The sequence below is a fragment of the Romboutsia sp. 1001216sp1 genome (assembly GCF_039841805.1).
Taxonomy (GTDB): domain Bacteria; phylum Bacillota; class Clostridia; order Peptostreptococcales; family Peptostreptococcaceae; genus Romboutsia_C; species Romboutsia_C hominis.
Genome location: NZ_JBDPHA010000013.1, coordinates 50,053 through 71,602, shown reverse-complemented (window position 1 = coordinate 71,602; position 21,550 = coordinate 50,053). Strand labels below are relative to the sequence as shown.

Sequence of the window (21,550 nt, the reverse complement as noted above, 5' to 3'; positions counted from 1 at the left end):
CTTTGTTTTTTATTTTTATCATTGGCAATAGGAATATTATTTATATATATTATAAGATCAAATATTCTTAAATTTAGTAATGATATTATAGATAATATAGATGCTTTTATATTGGGTAAAGAAATAGTTTTAGAAACTAATAAGGATACTTTATTATCTAAAATTCAAAATAAATTTAAATATATGATAGGAATTATAGAAAATAAAAATAAAATATATTTAGAGGAAAAAGATAATATAAAATCCTTAATATCTGATATTTCTCATCAAATAAAAACTCCTATAGCTAATATTTCTATGTATAATGAAACTTTAATAAATAGAGAACTAGATAGAAATAAACAGATAATATTTTTAGAAAACATGTAACATCAAGTTAATAAATTAGATTGGTTAGTCAAGTCACTTATAAAAATGTCTAGACTAGAAAATGGAATAATAACATTAAATATTAAAAAATATAGAATAAGTGATACAATTGCAAGTGCACTTAGTGGAGTATACTTAAAGGCAGAGGAAAAAAATATATCTATAGGTGTAGATATTGATGAAAAGCTAGAACTTTATCATGATAAAAAATGGACTAGTGAGGCAATATTTAATATTGTTGAAAATGCAGTAAAATACACAAAGAATAATGGAAGTATAAATATAAAGCTAAATAAAATGGAGCTATTTACTAAAATAAGTATAATAGATACTGGTATTGGAATTAATGAATCTGAGATAAATAATGTATTTAAACGATTTTATAGAAGTAATGATGTTATTAATACAGAAGGTATTGGGGTTGGACTTTATCTAGCAAGAGAGATTATAAACAAGCAAAGTGGATATATAAAAGTAGAATCTAAAAAGGATGTAGGAACAACCTTTTATGTGTATATGAAAAATTAAAATATATAAAATAAAAACACTGTTATATTAACAGTGTTTTTATTTTATATATCTCAATATTGTTATGATTTATATAAACAATATCACAATACTGTGAGGATTTTTAAAATATTTATATGATAATATTTAAGTAGATAAGATAATAAAAAATCAAAAGGGGATTTTAATTAAATGAAAATATTAGAAAGTAAAAGTTTGAAAAAGTACTATGGAACAGGAGAAAACATAGTAAAAGCATTAGATGGGGTTGATATAAGTATAAATAAAGGAGAATTTGTTGCTATAGTAGGTACGTCGGGAAGTGGTAAAAGTACATTATTACATATGTTAGGAGGACTTGATAGACCTAGTGAAGGAGAAGTGGTAATTGAAAACAATAACATATTTAAAATGAATGATGAGGAACTTACAATATTTAGAAGACGTAATGTTGGATTTGTATTTCAAAACTACAATCTAGTTCCTATACTTAATGTTTATGAAAATATAGTACTACCAATAGAACTTGATGGATGTAGCGTAGATAGTGAATATATAGATGAAATAATAAACACATTAGGACTTAGTAAGAAGGTAGATGCCCTACCTAACAACTTATCAGGTGGACAACAGCAAAGAGTTGCAATTGCAAGAGCACTAGCAACAAAACCATCTATAATACTACTAGATGAGCCAACAGGAAACTTAGATAGTAAAACTGAGCAAGATGTACTAGGACTTTTAAAAGTAACTAGTAATAAATTTAGCCAAACTATAATAATGATAACTCACAATGAACAAATAGCACAAATGGCAGATAGAATTATAAGAATTGAGGATGGAAAAGTTGTAATTAGAGGTGAAAGCCATGCTACAAAATAACAATCAAAAAATTATAAAAAAGATAAGTAAAAGAAGCTTTAAAGTTAATAAAATTAGAAATATTATATCTATTATAGCTATAACATTAGCTACAGTTTTATTTACATCGCTATTTACAGTAGGAGTATCTATGATGGATGCTTTTAATAGTTATATGATGATGGAATATGGAACAAGTTCTCACGTACAGATGCAAGATGTAGATAAAAGTCAGATAGATATAATAAAAAATGATGAAAGTGTAGACCAAAATAGTATAGGTATAATTAAAAATATTGATAGTGCTAAAAATCCAGAGTTTTTAACTCAAACTGTAAATCTAGCAGTTTATGACGGTCAAAGTGTAAAAAATGCTATCAATACAGAGATGATAAAGGGGAGTTTACCAAAGTCTAAAGAAGATATAGTTATGCCAACAGAAGTATTAGATATGTTAAAACTACCTCACAAAATAGGCACTGAAGTAAATATAGATATTCCAGCAGCTAAAGATGGCACTTATACTGGAGAAAATAAAACATATAAATTTAAATTAAGTGGATATTTTACATACAAAACAGCAACAGCTATACCACTTCATGATATATATATAAGTGATGATTTTTACAATGAATATAAAAAAGATAATGAAATAGGTCCTTTATGTATAACTTTTAATTTTAAAAATGATAAAAACTTAGAAAAACAAATTGAAGGTTTAATTAATGAAATTAAGCCATATTCAGGGAAATATAGTGTAAATCCAGCATTTTTAGATAATCAAGTAACAAATACTAGTGAATTTATAAGAAATGCTCTTCCAGTAATTTTATTAGTAATTGTAATACTTACAAGTGGTTATCTTTTAATATATAATATATTCTATATATCAGTAGTAAAAGACATAAAACACTATGGACTTCTTAAAACTATAGGAACATCACCAAAACAATTAAAAAAATTAATAATAAATCAAGCTAATAGATTATCATTAATAGCAATACCAATAGGACTATTTTTAGGAGTTATAATAGGAAAGATATTACTTCCTATGGCTATGAAATTTACTACTATATCAAGTTTAAAATCAATAGATTCAAGCAATCCTGCTATATTTATAGGTGCTATTATATTCTCATATATAACAGTAAGAATATCTTGTATGAAACCTGCAAAACTTGCAAGTAGTGTATCTGAAGTAGATGCTACAAGATATAGTGATAGAGATAGTAATATAAAACGTAAAGCAAAAAAAGGTAAGAGTGGTTCTAAAATTCATAAAATGGCACTTTCAAATATGTTTAGAAATAAGAAAAAAGCATTATTAGTTTTAACGTCTATGTCTTTAAGTTGTATGATATTTTTAAGTGTATCAACTATAATAAGTAGTTCAGACCCTAAAAGAGCAGCAGAAGGTATGATGTTAGGTGATATAGAAATACAACATGGAGAAGCACAAAACTCAAGGATACATGAAAATATCATACCAATAGATGAAGAATTTATAAAAGATGTTAAAAATTTAGATGGGGTAAAAAGTGTAGAGAAAATATATAAAGATTATTTAGGGCTTGTAGCCTATGAAGGAGCAATAAAAGAAGAATTACTAAGCCAACCAATAAATGAAGATCATGTAAAAAGATTTTGGCAAGGGTATGATTATAGAGAAATTGCAGCTACTAACAAAAGTGTAACATTAGATATAAGCGGAGTGTCTTCAGGGAAAATAATTAAAGAAATGATAGCAAATAATATGTTAGATTATTATAGTGATGGAAACATAATAGAAGGAAAGTTAGATATAGAAAAGTTTAACAAAGGTGGATATATAATAATTAGAGGACATGAAAATAGCAAAATAAAAGTAGGAGATAAGATTAAGTTAAAATACCTTAAAGGAAATACTATAGAAGAAGGATATACAGAGAATGAATTTGAGGTAATGGCAATAATTGGTGCAGGAGAAAACTTCAACATGGATGTATATGTAAATGAAGATGACTATAAAAAAATAGTACCAAAATCATATGTACAAAATGTAGTAGTTAATGTAGATGAAAACGTAGATGAAGTTGAAAAGAATATAGAAAAATTAAATGAAAAGTACTCTAATCCATATACTCATATTTCTTCAAAAAGAACATATATAGAAGAAGCTAAAGAAAATCAAGTTACAATAACTATTATAGGAATGAGTGGAGTGTTTATAATAGGATTAATTGGATTTTTAAATTTTATAAATACTATGGTAACGAATATAATGTCAAGAAATCAAGAATTTGCAATGCTAGAAGCAGTAGGAATGACTAAAAAACAGCTTAAAAAGATGTTAGCACTAGAAGGTATGTATTATGTAGTTATAATAACCTTTGTAAATCTTACTTTAGGTAGTTTATCTACTTTTCTAGGATTTAATATTATGAAGCTTAGATATTCTGTATATACCTATCCAATAGAAGCTTTAGCAATGTGTATAGTGTTAGTACTTTTAGTAAGTGTAACTGTTCCCTTAATTGTTTACAAAATAACTTCTAAAGAAAGTATAGTAGAAAGAATTAGGGTAAGTGAATAATATTTATATGAAAATGGAGAGAATATTATATTCTCTCCATCAAATTGATTTTTATTAGAATTTTAAAAATTATAAATTTTACTAAATTATGATATAAAAGAGCGATAATATAAAATTTATTGCTCTTTTTAATATTTATAAAAACATAGACTTACTTATGTATATTTAATTGATTAAATCAGTATGAGAAAAGCAATTAGAATTATATCAAAAGCGTAAATCTATTAAAAAATATGACTAATACTACAAAACTACTAAATATGATAAAATATAAATTATAAAATTAAAAAACATAATGTTATTATAATTAAGGATAATATTGATATTTATATAAATAGGAGAGACATATGAATAAGACAATAGGGGTATTAGCTCATGTTGATGCTGGTAAAACTACATTTTGTGAACAAGTACTATATCATACAAATGCAATTAGAAATAGAGGCAGAGTAGATAATAAGGATACATTTTTAGATAATCATAACATAGAGAAGCAAAGAGGTATAACAATATTTTCAGAACAAGGAATGTTTAATTACAACAATTCTAAATATTACTTAATAGATACACCAGGACATATAGATTTTTCACCAGATATGGAAAGGTCTATATCTATAATGGACTACGCAGTTATAATAATAAGTGGAGTAGATAAAATACAATCACATACAAAAACAGTATTTAGACTACTTAATAAATACAAAGTTCCTATAATATTTTTTGTAAATAAAATGGATAGAGAAAGCTCTAATTTAAACTTAGTGATAAAAGATATACAAAATAGCTTAACTAAAGATGCTATAGATATAACTAATACTAATATAACTAATACTTTAAGTGAAGAGCTTATAGAATTTATTGCTGAAAGAGATGATGAATTATTTGAAAAATATTTAAATGATGACTATGACTACAATCTTTGGATTAAAAATTTCAAAGAAATGATAAAGGAATCAAAAATATATCCACTATTAAGTGGGTCAGCTCTTAATGATATAGGAATAGATAATTTCCTAGAAAAGCTAGATTTTTTAACATATACAAATTACAAGTTAGAAGAAAAATTTATAGGTAAAGTATATAAGATAAAACATGATGACAATAAAAATAAATTAACTTATATAAAAGCACTACAAGGAAGTATTAAAGTGAAAAATGAAGTTTTATATAAAGTTAATGAAGAAATAATAACTGAAAAGATAAATAACATAAGAAAATACAATTCTAACAAATTTGAAGCTGTAAATGAGGCTAATTGTGGAGAATTATTTGTTGTAAGCGGTTTAAATAATACTGTAGCAGGAGATTTCATAATGGAACATGGTTTTGAAAAAGACGAAATAGAGAAAATTTATAATATAAAAACCAAATATGAAATGACTCCAACATTAAAATCAAAGGTTATATTTGATGGTCTATTAAACATAAAAGAAGTATTAAGTGTTTTTGAGATGTTAAATAAAGAAGAACCTGCATTAAATGTTTTATGGGATGAAAATCTTAAAGAAATACACATACATGTAATGGGAAAAATTCAATTAGAAATCTTAAAAGAAGTAATAAAAGAAAGATTTAACTTAGATGTAGACTTTGGAAAATGTGAAATACTATACAAAGAAAGTATATTAAACAGTACTATAGGATATGGTCACTTTGAGCCACTTGGTCATTATGCAGAAGTTCATTTGCTAGTAGAACCAAATACTAGAAATTTAGGTATCACTTTTAATAGCAAAGCACATGTAGATGATTTAGCCATAGGTCATCAAAATTTAGTTAAAACTCATATATTTGAAAAAGAGCATAGAGGAATATTAGGTGGATACCCATTAGTTGATTTAAATATAACTTTGCTTACTGGTAGAGCACATAAAAAGCATACTAGTGGTGGAGATTTTAGACAAGCTACTTTAAGAGCATTAAGACAAGGATTAGAAAAAGTTGAAAATGTATTACTTGAGCCATACTATAAGTTTAAAATTGAGACAAACTTAGATTATATGGGAAGAATCATATCAGATATTCAAAAAATGAATGGAGAATTTGAAACGCCGATTATCAATGAAAATTTAGTAACCATAGAAGGTAGAGGGCCTGTTGCTACTTTTATGGATTATAGCTTAGGGTTATCTGCTTTTAGTAAGGGAAGTTCAAGTGTTAGCTTCATATTTGATGGATATGATAGGTGTCATAATTCTGACTATGTCTTAGAACACAGGTCTTATGATAAAAATAGTGATAATGAATATACATCAAACTCTATATTTTGTTCAAAGGGACAAGGTTATGTTGTAAAAGGAAGTGAGGCTAAGCTTCACATGCATTGTATAAAATAATGAATAATAGTAAATAACATTTAAGGTTAACTATTATTAAGAAATATATTAGTTTTATTTTTAATATTTTACAATAGAAAAAATTTAAATTGAAATATTAGAAAGGCTAATGAATGATAGTATAATATAAAGGAATATAAAAGATTAAAAGGGAGAACTTATGAAAAATAAGCATATATTGATCGTAGATAATAGCGTAACAAATTTAAAAAGAGCAGAACAAATTTTAAAACCACATTGCAAAGTTAGCTTACTTACATCTGGTGTACAGACTTTAAGGTTTCTAACTAAAAACAAACCAGACTTAATATTTTTAGATATAAATATGACAGATATGGATGTGTATGAAACCTTAGAAAAGATAAAATCTAATAAAGATTTAGTTGATATACCAGTAATATTTCTAACCTCACAAGTAGATATAGAAAGTGAATTAAAAGGCATTGAAAAAGGAGCTATAGACTTTATTAGAAAGCCATTTGTTCCTCAAATTATGATAAGTCGTATAAAGATGCATCTAGAATTATATGACTATAGGATAGATTTAGAAAAAAAAGTAATAGAAAAAACCGAGATGATAGAACATCTCCAAGATGTTATGATGATATCCATCGCAGAGCTTGTTGAGTGTAGGGACGAAAATACTGGGGGTCATGTTAAAAGAACTGCAAAGTATGTAGAAATACTAACTAAAGCTTTGGTAGAAAGAAATATATATAGTGATATATTAAGCAAAGATTATGTAAAGGATATGATACGTTCAGCTCCACTTCATGATGTAGGTAAAATAGGTATAAATGATAAAACTTTACTTAAAAATGGTTATTTAGATGAAAAAGAGTTTGAGTTTATGAAAACTCACAGTAAACTTGGAGGAGAGACTATTCAAAGGATGATAAATCAAACTGATGGAGAAAGTTTTTTATATATAGCGAAGGATATGGCGCAATCTCATCATGAAAAGTGGAATGGAACAGGTTATCCAGATGGATTAAAGGAAGAAGAAATACCACTTAGCGCTAGAGTAATGGCAATAGCAGATGTTTATGATGCGCTAACAACAAAGAGACCTTATAAAGAAGCTTTTACACATGACAAAGCAGTTGAAATTATATTAGATGGTAAGGGGATAGCTTTTGATCCTGTTATAACTGAAGTATTTGAAGAAATAAATTCTGAGTTTGAGTTAGCAAGACAGATTTTATAGTAAAATTTGATCACGATGAAGTGGTTGAATTTTTCAAAAAATGTGTAGAAGATAGATATGACTTTTTAATTATTTCACCTGATGGAAGAATTATTGGTGAAAGTATAATAGAAGTGCCAATTATCGAATTGGGATATTTCATTCTGATGAATGTGGAAAAGGCATAGGGTCTTGGGTTATAAAAAAGACAAGAGATTTTGCATTTGAAAAATTAAATCTTCATCGCTTAGAACTAGATGTTTATTCGTTTAATCATCGTGCCGAAAAAGCATATTTAGCTGCTGGATTTAAAAGAGAAGGTGTATTGAGAGATGCAGTTTGGAATGGCAAGGAATATGCGGATGATATTTTGATGGCAATCCTAGAAGATGAATGGAAACAAATAAAGGCTATTATATAAATTATAATTTACCTAATTATAAATATATATTTATATGAATAATTTTATATGTACTAAGAATTAAGTTGAGTAATAGTATAAAGACTATTGCTCTATTTTATTGTACAATAAGACATTTATTTTGGATATTGTTATAAAGGTATTATAAGAACAGTTATAATAATTTAGAAATACATTTAACTTGTTTGCTAAAAAAATAAAATGTATTTTATGACAGGATTTAACAAATATAAGTAGAAATATATATAATTAAATAATATAAATTATAAATTAGGAATAATAATTTAAGGAGGAGTTTAATGGAGAAGTTTTTTGAACTAGAAGAGTATGCTCAAATTGAAGTTCTCCAAAATATCCAAGATAGCTTTGCAAATTCACTTGGTATGGGAGCGATTATAGTAGACTATAAAGGTGAACCTATAACGAAAGAAAGTAATTTCACTAAGTTTTGTACATATATAAGAAATAATGATGAATTAAAAGGAAAGTGTTATAAATGTGATGCATATGGAGGGGTACAATCAGCTATTACAAAAAAGCCACATATATACAAGTGTCATGCAGGATTAGTAGATTTTGCTATACCTATAATGGCAAAAAATACATATATAGGAGCAATATTAGGAGGTCAAGTAAGATTAAAAGAAGATTTAAAAGAAGAAAACAATGTTTTAAAGGATAAATATAATGAAGAATTATCTAAATACTATAAAGATGTAAAGATAAAGACTTATGAAGAAGTCAAATATGCAGCAGATCTTATGTACCAAATATCAAATTATATTATAAATAAAGATATAGTCAAAATAAATTCTGATTTTAATAACAGTAAAGTCGAAATAGATAGAGCTACTAATATTGAGTTAATAAAAGAATATAATTTAGAGGGCGAACAATATTCTGAAGAAATACACAAAGCACTAAATTATATTCATTCAAACATAAAAAAAAATATTACACTAGAGGAGGTAGCAAATCATATAAATCTAAGTCCAAATTATCTGAGTAAGACTTTTAAAAAGGATATTGGTATAAACTTTATAACCTATATAACAAATAAAAAAATAGAATTAGCAAAAGAAATGTTAAAAGATACAGATACACCTATTCTAAATATATCTATAGATTTATCTTTTAATAAACCTAACTATTTTAGTAAAGTTTTTAAAAAAATAGTAGGTTTAACACCTAGTGAGTATAGGAGCACATTACAGAATGATCAAATAGATACCTAAGGGAGGAATTTTTTGAGTGTATTAAAAAAAGAATCAATAAAAGATCTTCTAAGTAAGGATTATTTAATGCAAATACTACCTGGTTTACGAGATATAAAGTTAGAAAATATAAAAACAAACGGTTTATCAGGAGCTAAAATATATAAAATTACATTATTTTCTAGGCAAGATAAAAAAAGCCTATATCTAAAAATAAATAATTTAAAGGAAGATTGGCTAGCAAAAGTAAATAAAGATGAAGGCAGAGAATTAGCTATATTTAAAGATGATATATATTCAAAATTAGAAGAGTTTATAAATGACATTTATTTAGGTTATTACATAGGGGATAATAGCTATGCAATACTTATGAATGATATGTCTGTATACAAAAAAACAAATAACTCAGAGAAAGAGTGTCTTTACTATTTAAATAACTTAGCGAAATTCCACTCTAAATTTAAAGAACATGACATAACAAATTATAAGGAGTTATTAAATGTAGATGAATATTGTAATTTTTTAACAAAGACTAAAGTAAGTGAAGTTGAGGAGTTTAAAGAAAATTATCAAAAAGGAGAAATAATATTAAAAGATATTTTAGGAGAAAATTTATTTAATAAATATGATGAAATAAAGGAAATAGATAGTATATTTTCTTATTATCCTAAAACCTTTTTGCATGGAGATTATAGACCAGATAATACACTTTACATAAATCAAAATGATATAAGAATTATAGACTGGGCTAATAGTGGATGTGGACCTTGTACATTAGATGTATTTTGGTATCTTATGACATCTGTAAATGTTAAATTTGATAAAACTATACTACTAAATTATTATAAAATGAATTTAGAAAATTATATTGGATATAAATTAACTAGAAGAACATGGGACACTTTATTGAAAGTTGGAATTTTAGCTTCCTGCAAAATGTATTTAGTATCACTATTAGCTAATTCAAATTTAGAAGATAAATATGAGTATTTAAATATATATTATTGGATAGAGAATCTTAAAAGTGTATTAATAGACTTATAGATATAGTAGAGTACAATTGGTAGGAAAAGTAACCTTTATGAAAGTTGAAATAAATGTGGATACATGAAATATAAAACAATTTAATTAAGAAATAATAAACTAAATAAAAAGTGGGAAATAGATGTGATAAAAGATTTACATGTTAAAATAATAGGACTTACAACTATATTTAGTTTACTTATTACAGGATGCACTAGCACAATAGAAAATAAAGAAATCTTAAAAAATACATACTTTGAAGTTGTAAAAAGTGAACAAAATAGTAATGAAATAAAAGCTGTGGATTTAGAAGAAAGGCTTAAGGATAAAACAGTAGATATTTCAGATGGAATTGTATATTTAACTGGTGAAAATGGAGAACAAAAAGATTATTCAACTAAAATTTATACATTCAAAGAAGGTAATAAATCTCTTAGTGTTTCTTATTTAGATAATGATAAAAAAGAAAATTTAGAAGATATAAAATTTGCTTCATATATTATAACTAAGGAAGATAAAGAAGAAACTTATGTAGAAGTTTATTATCAAGACATATTAGAAGCAAATGGAATATTAAGTTTTCAGATGTATCCAGAAAGCGTACAAGAACAAAAGGAATTAGTAAACTTACTAAATGAAAATAAAAGTAGTTTGTATGAAGCATATTATAAAGTAGCAGAAAGTATAGAGGAAGATAGTTCTCTAGAGTTAGGAAAAATAATAGATGATAAGTTAAAAAAAATAGATGGATTTGTTAGTAATGATAATGAAAATTTAGTATCTTATTCTTTAAATAAGGATGGTTTAAATTTAAATTTAGTATTTGACGAAAAGATAAATAAGGCTGAAAGTGTAATAATTGAAGATATTGAATCTAATAATATATCTTTAAGTTATTATAAAAATATGGAATAGGGTATACAACTTTATAAGAGGAATAAAGATTTGAAAGAACAAGAAGAAATAATAGATAAATTATTAGAATATAAAAAATAGTAAGGATAATTCCTTACTATTTTTTTGTATTAATATTAAATTAAAAATGTAAAGAAAAATATAGTACAAAAAATTATCCTATTAAGATAAAATTTATCATAAAAATATTTAAAAAGTCTTAAAATTTGTACTATTTAAATAAAATATTTCCATAAAAGTATACTAGAATTTAAATAAGAACAAGAATAATTTTTGGAGGTACTCCCATTATGCAAAAAGAAGCTTTAGGAATGGTTGAAACAAAAGGACTAGTAGGGGCAATAGAAGCTGCTGATGCTATGGTAAAATCAGCAAATGTACAACTAGTAGGATATGAAAAAATAGGTTCAGGGTTAGTAACAGTAATGGTAAGAGGAGATGTAGGAGCTGTTAAAGCATCTGTAGATGCAGGAGCAGTAGCAGCAGAGAAAGTTGGAGAAGTTGTATCAGTTCATGTAATACCAAGACCACATACAGATGTTGAAAAGATATTACCAAGCAATAACTAATATTAAATAAGAATTTAGGTTAAGGGGGAAATTTTCATGAAAGAAGATTTAATGTCAAAAATAATGGATGAAGTAATGAAGAAAATGGGAGAAACTCCAAAGTTAGAAGTTAAAGAAGAAACAGTAGAAGAAGCTAAATATGAAGAGCCTAATAGCTGTAGCTTAACAGAGTTTGTAGGAACAGCAATAGGAAACACTATAGGTCTTGTTATAGCTAATGTAGATTATAACTTACACGAGTTAATGAATATAGATAAAAAATATAGATCAATAGGGATAGTTGGTGGAAGAACAGGGGCTGGACCTCATATATTTGCAGCAGATGAGGCTGTAAAGGCAACTAATAGTGAAATATTGTTAATAGAGCTTCCTAGAGATACAGAAGGTGGAGCAGGACATGGTTCTTTAATAATATTTGGTGCAGAAGATGTATCAGATGCTAGAAGAGCTGTTGAAGTTACATTAAATGAATTAGAAAGAACTTTTGGTGATGTTTATGGAAGTAGCGCAGGACATTTAGAATTCCAATACACAGCAAGGGCTAGCTATGCTCTTAATAAAGCGTTTGGAGCACCTATTGGAAAATCTTTTGGGATAACAGTTGGAGCACCAGCTGCTATTGGAGTATTACTTGCAGATACTGCTGTAAAAGCCGCTAATGTTGATGTTGTAGGATATTCAACTCCAGGAAATGGTGGAACTAGTTACTCAAACGAAGTAATTCTTACATTCTCAGGAGATTCAGGAGCTGTTAGACAGTCTATAATAGCAGCAAGGGAAGTAGGAAAGCAATTATTATTAACTTTAAGTAATGAAGAATTAAAGTCATCAACAATACCATACATATAAGATTTTAAATAAGGGGAGTGAATACATTGAAATCTAAACGTTTTGAAGTTTTAAAAAATAGACCAGTAAACCAAGATGGTTTTGTAAAGGAGTGGCCAGAAGTTGGTCTTATAGCAATGGATGGACCAAATGACCCAACACCTAGTATAAAAATAGAAAATAAAATAGTAATAGAATTAGATGGAAAGAAAAGAGAAGACTTTGATATGCTAGACTTTTTTATAGCAGATCATGCTATAAATTTAGAAAGAGCAGAAGAAGTTTTAAACATGGATTCATTAGAATTAGCTAGAATGCTTGTTGATATAAATGTTGGAAGAGAAGAAATAGTAAAACTTACAACTGCTATGACTCCAGCTAAGATAGTTGAAGTTGTAAGCCAGATGAATGTACTTGAAATGATGATGTCAATGACAAAGATGAGAGCTAGAAAGATGCCTTCAAATCAATGTCATGTTACTAATGTAAAAGATCATCCAGTTCAAATTGCAGCAGATGCAGCAGAAGCAGCTTTAAGAGGATTTGATGAACAAGAAACTACAGTAGGTATAGCAAGATATGCTCCATTTAATGCCCTAGCTTTATTAGTTGGAGCTCAAGTAGGTCGCCCTGGAATACTTACTCAATGTGCTGTTGAAGAAGCAACAGAATTAAAATTAGGAATGAGAGGATTAACAGGATACGCTGAAACTGTATCTGTCTATGGAACAGAGTCTGTATTTATGGATGGAGATGATACTCCTTGGTCTAAAGGTTTCCTAGCATCTTCATATGCATCAAGAGGACTTAAAATGAGATTTACATCAGGAACAGGTTCTGAAGTTCAAATGGGATACGCAGAAGGAAAGTCAATGCTATATCTCGAAGCTAGATGTCTATTCTTAACTAAAGGTTGTGGAGTTCAAGGAATACAAAATGGTTCAGTAAGTTGTGTTGGAGTACCAGCAGGAGTACCTAGTGGAGTTAGAGCTATACTTGCAGAAAACTTAATAGCTGCAATGTTAGATCTTGAGTGTGCATCTAGTAATGACCAAACATTTACACATTCTGATTTAAGAAGAGTTGCAAGAAGTTTAATGCAAATGGTGCCAGGAACAGATTTTATATGTTCAGGATATAGTGCAACTCCAAATTATGATAATATGTTTGCAGGTTCTAACTGGGATGCAGAAGATTATGATGATTGGAATATAATTCAAAGAGATTTAAAAATAGATGGCGGTCTAAAGCCTGTTAGTGAAGATGAAGTTGTTAAAGTTAGAAATAAGGCAGCTAGAGTTATACAAGTATTATTTAAAGAATTAAATCTTCCAGAAGTTACAGAAGAAGAAGTAACTGCTGCAACCTATGCACATGGAAGTAAGGATATGCCAAATAGAAATGTAGTTGAAGATTTAAAAGCTACTGAAGAAATGATGAACAAAGAAGTTACAGGGGTAGATGTAGTTAAAGCACTTTATAAAGGTGGATTTGAAGATGTAGCAGATAGTGTGTTTAATATGTTAAAGCAAAGAATAGCAGGGGATTATTTGCATACAGCAGCTATACTTGACAAAGATTTTAAAGTAAAAAGTGCCGTAAACTATCCAAATGATTATAGAGGGCCAAAAACTGGATATCAAATAAGTGATGAAAGATGGGAACAAATCAAAAATATTGAAAATGCAGTAAGTCCAGAAGACTTCTAAAAATAGAAAAAGAGGTGAAAATTGTGTCTATAGATGAGAAATTATTAAAAAGTGTAATAGAAGAAGTATTAAAAGAAATGGTAGAAAATGATAATGTAGAGTGCAATAGCAAAAAAGAAGAAAAGAAAGAAAATGTAGTATTTGATGATAATAAAAAATTAGAACTAGTAGAAGTTGGAGATTTGAAAAAAGGTACTAGAAGCGATGAAGTAGTTATAGGTTTAGCGCCAGCATTTTTTAACCATCAAACTAAAACTATAGTTGGTATAGAACACGATAAAGTATTAAAAGAAGTTATAGCAGGTATTGAAGAAGAAGGATTAACTTATAGACTAGCAAAAATTTATAGAACGTCTGATGTTTCTTTTATAGCACATGATGCAGCAAAACTAAGTGGTTCAGGAATAGGAATAGGTATACAGTCAAAAGGTACAACAATAATACATCAAAAGGATTTATTTCCTTTAAGTAACTTAGAATTATTCCCCCAAGCTCCACTTATAGATTTAGAAACATTTAGACAAATAGGTAAAAATGCAGCTAAATATGCTAAAAATGAATCACCAGCTCCAGTGCCAGTGAAAAATGACCAAATGGCAAGACCAAAATATCAAGCAATTGCAGCACTTTTACATATAAAAGAAACAGAACATGTTGATAGAAACAAAAAACCTCAAGAATTGAAGATAACATTTAAATAAACAAGGAGGGTAATGATGAATCAAGATTTATTAATAAAACAAATCGTAGAGGAAGTACTAAAAAATATGAACTCTACTAATATAAATGAAGTTTCAAATGCTGTTAAAAATGTTTTAAAAAGTGATAAAGTCACAAGCACTAATTATCCATTAGGAGAGAAAATACCGGAAAAAATAAAATCACAATCTGGAATAAAATTATCAGATGTAACTTTAGACAAAGTAATAAGAGGTGAAATTGGATCTAAAGATATAAGAATATCTAAAGAAACTTTAGAATTACAAGCACAAGTAGCTGAATCTGTTGGAAGAAATGCATTTGCTCAAAACTTAAGAAAGGCAGCAGAACTTATAGTAGTTCCAGATGATAGAATTCTTGAAATATACGATGCACTAAGACCATATAGATCAACTAAACAAGAATTATATGATATAGCAGATGAACTAAGAAATAAATATGGATGCACTATAAATGCAGAGTTTGTTATAGAAGCTGCAAATGTTTATGAACAAAGAGGAAGGTTAAAGGTAGTGGAGTAAAAGTAGTTTGGAGGGTATTAAATGAAGATAGTAGCTGGTATAGATATAGGTAATGCTACTACTGAAGTGGCCTTAGCAAAAATAGATGAAAACAATATTGAATTTTTATCAAGTTCTATAGTTAAAACAACAGGAATTAAAGGAACTATGAAAAATATAAATGGAGTATTTAAATCTTTAAAAAATTCTTTAGATAAGTCTAATTTAAAAATTGAAAATTTAGATGAAATCAGAGTAAATGAAGCTGCTCCAGTAATAGGAGACGTAGCTATGGAAACTATAACAGAAACCATAATAACAGAGTCTACAATGATAGGCCATAACCCTTTAACACCAGGTGGAGTAGGAGTTGGTGTTGGTGAAACTGTAAAAATTGATAAATTAGAAAGTGTAGATAAGAACAAAGATGTAATAGTTGTTATACCTAAAGAATTTGACTTTGAAGTTTCATCTAAATTAATAAATTTATATTCAGATAAATTAAATATAAATGGAGCTATAGTAAAAAAAGATGATGGAGTACTAATTAATAATAGATTAAACAAGAAAATTCCTATAGTAGATGAGGTTAGTTTAGTTGAAAAAGTTCCTCTAAATATGAAGTGTGCCATAGAAGTTGCACCAATTGGAGGAGTTGTTGAAGTATTATCTAATCCATATGGAATAGCAACATTGTTTAATCTAACTTCAGAAGAAACTAAACATGTTGTTCCAATAGCTAGGGCATTAATTGGAAACAGATCAGCAGTTGTTATAAAAACTCCTAAGGGAGATGTTAAAGAAAGAAAAATACCTGCTGGAAATATTGAAATAGTTGGACTAAATAAAAAAGCTTTTGTTGGAATTGATGAAGGTGCTAAAAAAATTATGAATGCTATAAATAGCGTAAATATTGTTTGTGATGTTAAAGGAGAACCTGGGACTAATGTGGGAGGAATGCTTGAAAAAGTAAGGCATGTTATGTCTAATTTAACAAATCAACACCCAAAAAACATTAAAATACAAGACTTACTATCTGTAGATACTTTTGTTCCTCAGATTGTAAAAGGTGGTATTGCTAATGAGTTCTCACTAGAAAATGCAGTAGGAATAGCAGCTATGGTAAAAGCTGATAAACTTCAAATGCAAAAAATAGCAGATGAATTAACAAAAAGCCTAGGGGTAAATGTCAATGTAGGTGGAGTAGAAGCTGATATGGCAATTCGTGGAGCATTAACTACTCCAGGAAGTAACAAACCACTTGCAATATTAGATATGGGTGCAGGATCTACGGATGCTTCTATAATTACAAAAGAAAATGAAATAAAGTCAATACATTTAGCAGGTGCTGGAAATATGGTTACTATGCTTATAAAATCAGAATTAGGAATAGATGATTTTGAACTAGCAGAAGACATAAAAAAGTATCCATTAGCTAAGGTAGAGAGTCTTTTCAATATAAGACATGAAAGTGGAGCTGTAGAGTTTTTTAACAAAGCATTAGATTCTAAATTATTTGCAAAGGTTGTAATACTAAAACCAGAAGGTATGGTTCCTATTGAAATAGATGAATCACTAGAAAAAATAAAATTAATTAGAAAAAGTGCTAAAGAAAGAGTATTTGTTACAAATGCTATAAGAGCACTAAAAAAGGTAAGCCCAACAAATAATGTAAGAGATATAGCGTTTGTAGTTTTGGTTGGAGGAAGTGCACTTGATTTTGAGATTCCTCAATTAGTTACAAATGCATTATCTCAGTATAATGTAGTTGCAGGAAGAGCAAATATCAGGGGTGTAGAAGGACCTAGAAATGCAGTTGCAACAGGACTTGTTTTACATTTAAAAGAAGAATAGGTGAATTTTATGGCTAAGAATATAAGTGTTACGAAAAAGCCAAGTATAAAAATATACTATAACAAAAATCAAATAGATGAGTTAAAATTTAGAGAAATTATACTTGGCATAGAAGAAGAGAATGTACCTTATGAAATTTTAGGAATTTGTGAAGAAGATGTTATAAAATTAGGCTATAATGCCTGCAATGACTCTATATTAGGAGTGGGGATTGGAGTAAATAAAGATTTTATAATACTTCACTATAATAAACTAGAAAAAGATAGTCCTCTTTTTACTATAAAAATATCATCTAAAGAATCTATAATGAGAACACTAGGTCAAAATGCAGCTAGATTAGTCATAAAAAAACCTTTCAAAGAACTTTAAAATATTTATAAGATACATATAGTTTATCTAACAATTGTATAAAGTTTTATATTTATTATAAATATTACTTAAACATTAGATTAGGGGGAGGGTAAAATGTCCCAATTAGCTATTGGAATTATAGAGACAATTGGCCTTGCAGCTTGTATAGAAGCAGCAGATGTATGTGTAAAATCTGCAAATGTTAATTTAATAGGATATGAGCTCTCGAAAGGTGGAGGTATGGCGACATTAAAAATAGAGGGAAATGTAGGTGCTGTTAAGGCAGCTATAGAAGCTTCTGTTGTTGCTGCCAATAAAATAAGCAAGGTATTTTCCTATAAAATAATACCTAGACCAAGTAAAGAAATAGATATATTAATTAATAACAAAGAAACTATAGGATATAAAGAAATACAAATAGATAATCAGTCTAAGGAAAATGTAGATTTATACAATGAAGATGATAAAGAATTAGTTAAAGATATAGTAGAAAATGTAAAAATAGTTAATCTAGAGGATGATTTAAATTATATAAAAAGTGAAGAATTAGGAAATACCATAGAAGAAAACAATTTAAATAATAAAGAAAATTATACTTGTAATTTATGTAAAGACCCAGAATGTAAAAGACAAAAAGGAGAATTAAAAAATAGTTGTATTCACTACAATGAACTAAATGATTTTAAGGAGGAATAGAAAATGGGAGAGGCATTAGGATTAATAGAAACTAAAGGATTAGTAGGTGCTATAGAGGCAGCAGATGCGATGACTAAATCTGCAAATGTTGAGCTAGTAGGATATGAAAAGATAGGATCAGGATTAGTTACAGTTATGGTTAGAGGAGATGTTGGAGCTGTTAAGGCATCTGTAGATGCAGGGGCAGTAGCAGCTGAGAAAGTAGGAGAACTCGTATCTAAGCATGTAATACCAAGACCTCATACTGATGTTGAAAAGATATTACCAAAATCAGAATAATATATAAATAGGTGATTAAAATGGATTTTAACAATAAGGAATTAGTAGAAAAAATAACTAAAATAGTAATACAAAAATTACAAGAAGAAAAAGAAGTTTTAATCCCTATCGGTATCTCAAATAGACACATACATTTGTGTGAAGAAGATTTTAAAATACTATTTGGCAAAGATAAATCACTAAGTAAATTTAGAGATTTAAAGCAACCAGGTCAGTATGCTGCAAATGAATGTGTAACTATAAAAGGCTCTAAAGGAGAATTAACAAAAGTTCGAATTTTAGGGCCTTTAAGAAATGAAACTCAGATTGAAATTTCTGTATCGGATGGCTTTAAATTAGGTATAAATCCACCTATAAAAGAATCAGGAAATCTAAAAGATACTCCTGGTATTGAAATTATAGGGCCTAAAGGAAAAGTTGTCAAAGAAAAAGGTGTAATTTGTGCATTAAGACATATACATATGTCACCAAATGATGCTAAAAAATTAAATTTATGTGATAAAGATATAGTAGATGTTGAGATAACGGGGATTAGAAAAGCTATACTAGGAAACGTATTAATTAGAGTAAATGAAAATTTTGAACTAGAAATGCATTTAGATATGGATGAAGCTAATTCGTGCTTAATAAAAAATAACGACTTAGTTAAAATTGTAGAAAATAGGTGAGAATGTGAATCTAAATGACTGCAATAATAAGGTAAAAGAGTTTTCAAGACTTATAAAAGAAAAAAAGTGCAATAAATATAACGGTAGGCTAAAAGTAGGAGTAGATTTAGGAACTGCAAATATAGTTTTATCTGTTGTAGATGAAAATAATAATCCTATAGCTGGAGCTATGAAAGCTTCATCTGTAGTTAAAGATGGGATAGTTGTAGATTATATAGGTGCAACTAATATACTTAGAAAATTAAAAGAAGAAGTAGAACAAATTATAGGATGTGAATTAACTTATGCTTCAACTGCAATCCCTCCAGGAATTACTGAGGGAAATACTAAAGTTATATGTAATGTAGTAGAATCTTGTGATATGGAAGTTTTAAATATAATAGATGAGCCAAGTGCAGCAGCTACAGTACTTAAAATAACTAATGGGGCAGTAGTTGATGTTGGTGGAGGGACTACTGGGATAAGTATAATAAAAAATGGGGAAGTCGTGTTTACAGCTGATGAAGCAACAGGTGGAACTCATATGACACTAGTTCTTGCAGGGTTTAATAAAATACCTTTTGAAGAAGCAGAAGTTATAAAAAAAGAGAAAAAGTATGAAAAAGATACGTTTATAATAGTAAAACCTGTCATTGAAAAAATGGCATCTATAGTTAAAAAGTATATAAAAGATTACAATATAGACACTATCTATGTAGTCGGTGGTGCTTGTTGCTTTAGTGAATTTGAAAAAGTATTTAAAAAAGAAATAAAAATAGAAACAGTAAAGCCATTAGAACCACTTCTTGTAACACCACTTGGAATAGCAATGAACTGTGGTATATAGAAGGTGATAAATTGGATTTTAAAAATCTTGAAAATATAATTAATGAAAGCGTAGAAAAAGTATTTATAGATTATATAGTAGAAAAAGTATTTGAAAAGTTAGATAACTACAATAAAAAATTGTTAGTAGTATTTACTGGTGCTAGTATTGGATTTGAGGAGGCATTTAAATGTATTAAAAAACTTCAAGGTAATGGATTTAAATTAACAATAGTATTATCAAATGGAGCTTTAAATGTATTCAATGAAAATTTAATAAAAGAATTTTTTAAAGTCGAAAAAGTTATAAAAGAAGATGATAATGAAGATATAATAAGCCTAGTAAAAGAAAATACTATTATAATAATACCTACATTAACAGTTAATACCTGCAGTAAAATTGCAAATGGAATAAGTGATAATATATCTACTAATATAATAAACTACTCTTTAATTAGTGGTAAAAAAGTAATAGCAAGTATTAATGGATGTTGTCCAGATAACAAAGAAAGAATATCTATATTTAAAGATAATATGAGTAATTCATATAAATATTTACTTAGAAATAATATAAAAAAATTAAAGGATTACAATATTATATTAGCTAAATCAGTAAATTTAGAAAAAAAAGTTATAAAAGTATATAACGATAACTTTAGATTAAATATTAACAATCTAAATAAACATAAAAGTGATTATATAAGCAATAAACAAAATATAGAAGGCAAAGAAATACTCTTAAATAAGAAAATAATAAGTAAAATAGATGTATATAATCTAAAAAATTATAAAGTAATAAAAATAAATCAAAACGCTATAATCACGCCATCAGCAAAAGATGAAGCATTAAAATACAATATAAATATATTAAAAATATAAAGCTAGGTGAAAAGTATGTATCTAGGAAGTGTAGTAGGAACAGTAGTATCAACCACTAAAAATGAAGGATTAATAGGAACAAAACTTCTACTTGTAAAACAACTTAATGAAAAATTAGAAGTGGTTGGAAATACACATGTCGTAGTAGATTCAGTAGGCGCTGGAGTTGGAGAGACTGTAATTGTCGCAACAGGGAGCTCTGCAAGAAAGATATTTTCATCTGATTCTCCTATAGACTGTGCAATAGTTGGAATCGTAGATAGTATAGAAGTTAATAATTAGGTGATAT

21 protein-coding genes and 1 pseudogene are annotated in these 21,550 nt (G+C 27.7%); all 22 read left to right on the top strand.

The annotated features are described in order from the left end of the window. Nucleotides 1-369: pseudogene (locus ABHC41_RS12005) on the top strand (hypothetical protein); the annotation flags it as partial. A 45-nt stretch (nucleotides 370-414) separates the two neighbouring features. Beyond that, nucleotides 415-897: a HAMP domain-containing sensor histidine kinase gene (locus tag ABHC41_RS12000; protein ID WP_271892860.1), complete on the top strand. Its 483-nt coding sequence runs from the start codon at nucleotides 415-417 to the stop codon at nucleotides 895-897. Between the two features lie 171 nt (nucleotides 898-1,068). Next, nucleotides 1,069-1,758, top strand: coding sequence for an ABC transporter ATP-binding protein (locus ABHC41_RS11995; RefSeq protein WP_092926019.1), 690 nt, complete (start codon nucleotides 1,069-1,071; stop codon nucleotides 1,756-1,758). After that, entirely contained in the window at nucleotides 1,745-4,309 is a 2,565-nt protein-coding gene (locus tag ABHC41_RS11990) for an FtsX-like permease family protein (protein ID WP_271892862.1), read from the top strand. Before ABHC41_RS11995 ends, ABHC41_RS11990 begins: the two co-directional genes overlap by 14 nt. A gap of 347 nt (nucleotides 4,310-4,656) precedes the next feature. Then, nucleotides 4,657-6,645: a TetM/TetW/TetO/TetS family tetracycline resistance ribosomal protection protein gene (locus tag ABHC41_RS11985; RefSeq protein WP_195237678.1), complete on the top strand. Its 1,989-nt coding sequence runs from the start codon at nucleotides 4,657-4,659 to the stop codon at nucleotides 6,643-6,645. A gap of 160 nt (nucleotides 6,646-6,805) precedes the next feature. Then, nucleotides 6,806-7,852, top strand: coding sequence for an HD domain-containing phosphohydrolase (locus ABHC41_RS11980; protein WP_271892865.1), 1,047 nt, complete (start codon nucleotides 6,806-6,808; stop codon nucleotides 7,850-7,852). Between the two features lie 699 nt (nucleotides 7,853-8,551). Further along, nucleotides 8,552-9,487, top strand: a complete 936-nt coding sequence (locus ABHC41_RS11975) for a PocR ligand-binding domain-containing protein (RefSeq protein WP_195237681.1) — start codon at nucleotides 8,552-8,554, stop codon at nucleotides 9,485-9,487. A gap of 12 nt (nucleotides 9,488-9,499) precedes the next feature. After that, on the top strand, nucleotides 9,500-10,510 hold the full coding sequence (locus tag ABHC41_RS11970) for a phosphotransferase (RefSeq protein ID WP_271892867.1): 1,011 nt from the start codon (nucleotides 9,500-9,502) through the stop codon (nucleotides 10,508-10,510). Nucleotides 10,511-10,633: 123 nt separating this feature from the next. Continuing rightward, nucleotides 10,634-11,404, top strand: coding sequence for a hypothetical protein (locus tag ABHC41_RS11965; RefSeq protein WP_195237685.1), 771 nt, complete (start codon nucleotides 10,634-10,636; stop codon nucleotides 11,402-11,404). 290 nt (nucleotides 11,405-11,694) lie between these two features. Beyond that, nucleotides 11,695-11,973 (top strand): propanediol utilization microcompartment protein PduA, encoded by a 279-nt coding sequence (gene pduA, locus ABHC41_RS11960; protein ID WP_092926003.1) that lies wholly within the window; start codon nucleotides 11,695-11,697, stop codon nucleotides 11,971-11,973. 36 nt (nucleotides 11,974-12,009) lie between these two features. Beyond that, nucleotides 12,010-12,822: a propanediol utilization microcompartment protein PduB gene (gene pduB, locus ABHC41_RS11955; protein ID WP_195237686.1), complete on the top strand. Its 813-nt coding sequence runs from the start codon at nucleotides 12,010-12,012 to the stop codon at nucleotides 12,820-12,822. A gap of 26 nt (nucleotides 12,823-12,848) precedes the next feature. After that, the gene (locus ABHC41_RS11950; RefSeq protein ID WP_092925999.1) at nucleotides 12,849-14,510 is read left to right on the top strand and encodes a propanediol/glycerol family dehydratase large subunit; all 1,662 of its coding nucleotides are present in this window, start codon (nucleotides 12,849-12,851) and stop codon (nucleotides 14,508-14,510) included. A 23-nt stretch (nucleotides 14,511-14,533) separates the two neighbouring features. Then, nucleotides 14,534-15,211 carry a propanediol/glycerol family dehydratase medium subunit gene (locus ABHC41_RS11945; RefSeq protein ID WP_092925997.1) on the top strand — a complete coding sequence of 226 codons (678 nt, stop codon included), beginning with the start codon at nucleotides 14,534-14,536 and terminating at the stop codon, nucleotides 15,209-15,211. A gap of 15 nt (nucleotides 15,212-15,226) precedes the next feature. Further along, nucleotides 15,227-15,751 carry a diol dehydratase small subunit gene (locus tag ABHC41_RS11940; RefSeq protein ID WP_271892872.1) on the top strand — a complete coding sequence of 175 codons (525 nt, stop codon included), beginning with the start codon at nucleotides 15,227-15,229 and terminating at the stop codon, nucleotides 15,749-15,751. A gap of 21 nt (nucleotides 15,752-15,772) precedes the next feature. Continuing rightward, nucleotides 15,773-17,584 (top strand): diol dehydratase reactivase subunit alpha, encoded by a 1,812-nt coding sequence (locus tag ABHC41_RS11935; protein WP_092925993.1) that lies wholly within the window; start codon nucleotides 15,773-15,775, stop codon nucleotides 17,582-17,584. A gap of 9 nt (nucleotides 17,585-17,593) precedes the next feature. Then, nucleotides 17,594-17,953 carry a glycerol dehydratase reactivase beta/small subunit family protein gene (locus ABHC41_RS11930; RefSeq protein WP_092925991.1) on the top strand — a complete coding sequence of 120 codons (360 nt, stop codon included), beginning with the start codon at nucleotides 17,594-17,596 and terminating at the stop codon, nucleotides 17,951-17,953. A gap of 96 nt (nucleotides 17,954-18,049) precedes the next feature. Continuing rightward, on the top strand, nucleotides 18,050-18,631 hold the full coding sequence (locus tag ABHC41_RS11925) for a BMC domain-containing protein (protein ID WP_195237689.1): 582 nt from the start codon (nucleotides 18,050-18,052) through the stop codon (nucleotides 18,629-18,631). Nucleotides 18,632-18,634: 3 nt separating this feature from the next. Beyond that, nucleotides 18,635-18,910, top strand: a complete 276-nt coding sequence (gene pduA / locus ABHC41_RS11920; protein WP_092925987.1) for a propanediol utilization microcompartment protein PduA — start codon at nucleotides 18,635-18,637, stop codon at nucleotides 18,908-18,910. Between the two features lie 20 nt (nucleotides 18,911-18,930). After that, nucleotides 18,931-19,578: a phosphate propanoyltransferase gene (locus ABHC41_RS11915; protein ID WP_092925985.1), complete on the top strand. Its 648-nt coding sequence runs from the start codon at nucleotides 18,931-18,933 to the stop codon at nucleotides 19,576-19,578. 4 nt (nucleotides 19,579-19,582) lie between these two features. Beyond that, a complete protein-coding gene (eutJ, locus tag ABHC41_RS11910; protein ID WP_271892875.1) occupies nucleotides 19,583-20,404 on the top strand; it encodes an ethanolamine utilization protein EutJ in 822 nt (273 codons plus the stop codon). Between the two features lie 11 nt (nucleotides 20,405-20,415). Beyond that, nucleotides 20,416-21,261: a flavoprotein gene (locus tag ABHC41_RS11905; protein WP_271892877.1), complete on the top strand. Its 846-nt coding sequence runs from the start codon at nucleotides 20,416-20,418 to the stop codon at nucleotides 21,259-21,261. 15 nt (nucleotides 21,262-21,276) lie between these two features. Then, entirely contained in the window at nucleotides 21,277-21,543 is a 267-nt protein-coding gene (locus ABHC41_RS11900; protein WP_092925979.1) for a EutN/CcmL family microcompartment protein, read from the top strand. Nucleotides 21,544-21,550: the final 7 nt, after the last annotated feature.

Excerpts from the sequence above, each read along its gene's own strand:
- ABHC41_RS12000 (WP_271892860.1), top strand. The coding sequence starts at position 415 with ATGTCTAGACTAGAAAATGGAATAATAACATTAAATATTAAAAAATAT.
- ABHC41_RS11995 (WP_092926019.1), top strand. The coding sequence starts at position 1,069 with ATGAAAATATTAGAAAGTAAAAGTTTGAAAAAGTACTATGGAACAGGA.
- ABHC41_RS11990 (WP_271892862.1), top strand. The coding sequence starts at position 1,745 with ATGCTACAAAATAACAATCAAAAAATTATAAAAAAGATAAGTAAAAGA.
- ABHC41_RS11985 (WP_195237678.1), top strand. The coding sequence starts at position 4,657 with ATGAATAAGACAATAGGGGTATTAGCTCATGTTGATGCTGGTAAAACT.
- ABHC41_RS11980 (WP_271892865.1), top strand. The coding sequence starts at position 6,806 with ATGAAAAATAAGCATATATTGATCGTAGATAATAGCGTAACAAATTTA.
- ABHC41_RS11975 (WP_195237681.1), top strand. The coding sequence starts at position 8,552 with ATGGAGAAGTTTTTTGAACTAGAAGAGTATGCTCAAATTGAAGTTCTC.
- pduA (WP_092926003.1), top strand. The coding sequence starts at position 11,695 with ATGCAAAAAGAAGCTTTAGGAATGGTTGAAACAAAAGGACTAGTAGGG.
- pduB (WP_195237686.1), top strand. The coding sequence starts at position 12,010 with ATGAAAGAAGATTTAATGTCAAAAATAATGGATGAAGTAATGAAGAAA.
- ABHC41_RS11940 (WP_271892872.1), top strand. The coding sequence starts at position 15,227 with ATGAATCAAGATTTATTAATAAAACAAATCGTAGAGGAAGTACTAAAA.
- ABHC41_RS11935 (WP_092925993.1), top strand. The coding sequence starts at position 15,773 with ATGAAGATAGTAGCTGGTATAGATATAGGTAATGCTACTACTGAAGTG.
- ABHC41_RS11930 (WP_092925991.1), top strand. The coding sequence starts at position 17,594 with ATGGCTAAGAATATAAGTGTTACGAAAAAGCCAAGTATAAAAATATAC.
- ABHC41_RS11925 (WP_195237689.1), top strand. The coding sequence starts at position 18,050 with ATGTCCCAATTAGCTATTGGAATTATAGAGACAATTGGCCTTGCAGCT.
- pduA (WP_092925987.1), top strand. The coding sequence starts at position 18,635 with ATGGGAGAGGCATTAGGATTAATAGAAACTAAAGGATTAGTAGGTGCT.
- ABHC41_RS11915 (WP_092925985.1), top strand. The coding sequence starts at position 18,931 with ATGGATTTTAACAATAAGGAATTAGTAGAAAAAATAACTAAAATAGTA.
- ABHC41_RS11900 (WP_092925979.1), top strand. The coding sequence starts at position 21,277 with ATGTATCTAGGAAGTGTAGTAGGAACAGTAGTATCAACCACTAAAAAT.